The organism is Arthrobacter sp. 2YAF22_2 (assembly GCF_052114645.1).
In the GTDB taxonomy this organism is placed as follows: domain Bacteria; phylum Actinomycetota; class Actinomycetes; order Actinomycetales; family Micrococcaceae; genus Arthrobacter.
This window is the reverse complement of sequence record NZ_JBFRFD010000419.1, coordinates 1-3,373: the sequence shown is the minus strand read 5'-3', so window position 1 is coordinate 3,373 and position 3,373 is coordinate 1. Positions and strand designations below refer to the sequence as shown.

The following is a 3,373-nucleotide window of genomic DNA, read 5'->3' as shown; positions in this document are numbered from 1 at the left end:
GTGCCCCGCATGGACACCGCCAGAGCGGGGATCCGGTATTGCCGGTATCCGCCGACGCCGCGGACCGCGAGGACGTGTTCGACGTCGGGAATAGCCAGCGGGATGGCAGGAGACGCAACGGGAAGGAGGTGGGATGTCATACGTACAGCGTAGGCGGTCGCGTGTTTTCTGTCGGCCCCTGTTGCCCCGCCGCTAGGGGGAGTAGGTTGCTCGAATGGACGATACTTATCAGGTCATCGTGGTCGGGGGCGGTTTCGCGGGCATGACAGCGGCCAAGGAACTTGGCCGTAAGGGTGTCAGCGTGCTGCTGATCGACTCCAACAGCTACCACCAGTTCCAGCCGCTCCTTTACCAGGTCGCGACGTCACAGATCGGGGTATCGGCCATTGCGCGGCCGCTTCGGTCCATCTTCCGCCGGCTCAGCCGTGTGCGGGTGCTCACCGCTGATGTCGCAACGTTCGACGCCGCTAACCACACCGTCACGACGGCCGACGGCGACACCTTCCGGGCCGAGATCCTGGTGCTTGCGGTGGGCGCCGTGCCGAACTTCTTCAATACAGCGGGTGCCGATGAGTACGCCTTCCCGTTGTATTCGGTCACCGACGCGACGCGGCTGGGTTCCAAGCTCACCCAACTGCTGGACGAGGCGGACGGGGAGCCCGCCGGGACTGTGGACGTCGTCGTCGTTGGCGGCGGACCCACGGGTGTGGAGACCGCCGGTGCCATGGCGGAAAACGTCAAGTTCGTGGTGCCGAAATTCTATTCCCCGGAACTCGCCGCCCGGTGCCATGTCCATCTGGTCGACATGATTCCGACAGTTCTCAATGCTTTTTCGACGAATTTGCAGGAGTACACCAAGAAGCGCCTGAACAAGATAGGGGTGCAGTTGCACCTGGGCGTCGGCGTTTCCGAGGTCCGCGCCGACGGCGTGACCCTCGCCGATGGGACCGTCATACCCAGCCGGGCGGTGGTGTGGGCCGGGGGCCTGAAGGCCGGCGAGATTTTTGCCGGCTCCGGCCTGACTCAGGGCCGTGGCGGCCGCATCGACGTTCGACCGGACCTGACCGCGCCCGACGTCGAGGGCGTGTACGTCCTCGGAGACGCGGCCAACATGACCGATTCGACCGGGACCAAACTCCCGCAATTGGGCTCCGTCGCGCAGCAGGCGGGGAAGTGGGCGGCCCGCAATATCTACGCCGACCTCAACGGCGGAGAGCGGCGGCCCTTCGAATACTTCGACAAGGGCTACATGGCGATGATCGGCCGGGGCGCGGCGGTTGCCGAGATCGGACGTAAGCGCATCCCGCTCCAGGGGCCCTTCGCGTTCGTTTCCTGGCTCCTGGTCCACCTGGCCCTGCTGTCCGGTTTCCAGCAGAAGGTCCGCGCGCTGTTTTCCTGGCTCAACGGCTACGTCACGCACAGCCCGGCACAGGTCGTCGTCGGCCGGCCGGAATGACAGGCCGGGGGTCCTGAAGCAGCGGCGCACAGCCCGACCGGCTTCCGGCAGGYCGACGCGCCAAGCTACTTCGGCGTGCTACTTCTTGGGGTCCTCCGGATGGCGGGACTGCTCGCGGATCTGCAATTCCTCTTCGTATTCGCGGAGGTCGTTGGCCTGATCGCCCGCATCGCCGTGCCATTCTTCGCCGCTGACCTGGCGCTCAAACTCCTGGGCCGGTTGCGCATCCTCAAGGGCGTCGACTTCTTTTTCGAACTTTTCCTGCTCGGACTTTTCGCTCATTGGCTCGCCTCTCCGCTGTGGGTGAACCTGCTGCCGGTACCGACAGGCTGGTCCTTATGCCCTCAGCTTAGGTCCGTGCGGGAAAGAGCAACAGCGAACCGGGCACAGGCCATACTCGTGCCCCCCGTTTCTCGCGCGGAGGCACCCTCAGAGTTCCGTGCGGCAGACCGTTCGGAAGGCGTCAATCGCCCGGTCAAGGGCGCCCGGGTCGCCGGCCACGACGGCTGCCAACTCGGTCGCGTAGGCGTGCTTCAGGATGGTACCTGCGAGCAGTTTTACAACCTCTACATGTCCCTGATGATCCGCCGGCAGGGCCGCAGGATCCACGGCCTCACCGGCCAGCCGCTCGGAAATGAGGGGTTCCACCAGCTGCTGCACCTCCGTGACATGCTGCTTGAGGCGGGTAATCAGTTCCGGCACTGCCAGGAGCACGTTGCGCATCCGTGAGCCGGTCATACCGCCAAGGCCGGCGGCGCGCATGGCGGCGGCCATCAGATGGGCGGCATCGCCGACGGCGGTCCGGCGTCCGGCGCGGAAAGCCGCCACCGCGTCCTCGGCCAATGCGGGTTCCCGAAGCCCGAGGATGGCGTCCTCCTTCGTCGGAAAATAATTGAAGAAGGTCCGGCGCGAGATGCCGGCGCGCTCGGCGACCGCCTCCACCGTGGCGGAGGCCAACCCGCCCTCGAGCGCCGCGGCGGCGGCCGCCTCATGGATCGCCGTCCACGTCTCGTCTTTTTGGCGCTCCCGAAGCGACGGTCCCTGAGCTGATGTGCCGCGTCCAGTCATGCAGCAATTTTATGCACCAGTGCATATCCTGCCCAAACGCAACGGCGCCGGGAGTGTTAGGCCCTTGACCGCCCCGAACCGACGGCGGAGTCTGTCCGTATGAGTGAATCGAATCCGACTGATCACAATCCGAGTGACCGGAATCCGGGAACGGGGCCCGAGATCAAATCCAAAGAACTGACGGAGACGCCGACGGCGGTGCTGCGCGAGACCGTGCCCATGACCGCCCTGCGTGAATTTTTTGACCGTGCCTACCCGACGGTGATGGCGGCCGTGCAGCAGCAAAACGTCCAGCTGGCTGGGCCGCCGTTCGCGCTGTACCGGGGCATGCCTACCGACGTCGTCGATGTGGAAGCCGGCTTCCCGCTGGCCGCACCCTATCCGGCCGGGGGCGATGACGGCGTGGCCGCCGGTGTGCTGCCTGCCGGCCGAGCCCTAGAAGCGATGCACGTGGGGCCCTACGAAAGCCTGCCGGAGACCTACGGCGCGGTGATGGCCCGGATGGAGGCGGACGGCCTGACGCCGGGCAACACCATGTGGGAGTACTACCTCACCGATCCCTCCGCCGAACCCGCCCCGGCAGCGTGGAAGACCTTAATCGTCTGGCCGGTGGCTTGAGCCCGAACGACGAGCCTCGCGGAAAGAGCGCCGCGGGACTCATCCGTCTGGACCTGCTGACGACGCCTACGACATATTCGCCCCATATTGGCCGCAATCGGACGGGGGAATCGCGCGGCCGCCGGCCCTGGAAGGGGCCGGGTCCCCGTTGCTCGGCGGTTGTCGCCTCCCTGAAGGGGGCCCGCGTTGCAACCGTCCGATTGCGGCCAATATGGGGCGAATATGTCGTAG

Annotated in this window: 4 protein-coding genes; 2 read left to right on the top strand and 2 right to left on the bottom strand. The window is 66.0% G+C overall.

Annotated features, from left to right (window positions below; all coding sequences use genetic code 11):
* Positions 1-214 precede the first annotated feature (214 nt).
* The gene (locus tag AB4Y86_RS15155) at positions 215-1,456 is read left to right on the top strand and encodes an NAD(P)/FAD-dependent oxidoreductase (RefSeq protein WP_441403021.1); all 1,242 of its coding nucleotides are present in this window, start codon (positions 215-217) and stop codon (positions 1,454-1,456) included.
* Between the two features lie 78 nt (positions 1,457-1,534).
* Here the strand turns inward: AB4Y86_RS15155 and AB4Y86_RS15150 are convergent, their stop codons facing one another.
* Both AB4Y86_RS15150 and AB4Y86_RS15145 read right to left on the bottom strand, forming a co-directional pair.
* Positions 1,535-1,738, bottom strand: a complete 204-nt coding sequence (locus AB4Y86_RS15150; protein WP_441403020.1) for a hypothetical protein — start codon at positions 1,736-1,738, stop codon at positions 1,535-1,537.
* 147 nt (positions 1,739-1,885) lie between these two features.
* Positions 1,886-2,524, bottom strand: a complete 639-nt coding sequence (locus AB4Y86_RS15145) for a TetR/AcrR family transcriptional regulator (RefSeq protein WP_441403019.1) — start codon at positions 2,522-2,524, stop codon at positions 1,886-1,888.
* Between the two features lie 99 nt (positions 2,525-2,623).
* On the opposite strand from AB4Y86_RS15145, the gene AB4Y86_RS15140 reads away from it, so the two are divergent.
* The gene (locus tag AB4Y86_RS15140) at positions 2,624-3,142 is read left to right on the top strand and encodes a GyrI-like domain-containing protein (RefSeq protein WP_441403018.1); all 519 of its coding nucleotides are present in this window, start codon (positions 2,624-2,626) and stop codon (positions 3,140-3,142) included.
* Positions 3,143-3,373 lie beyond the last annotated feature (231 nt).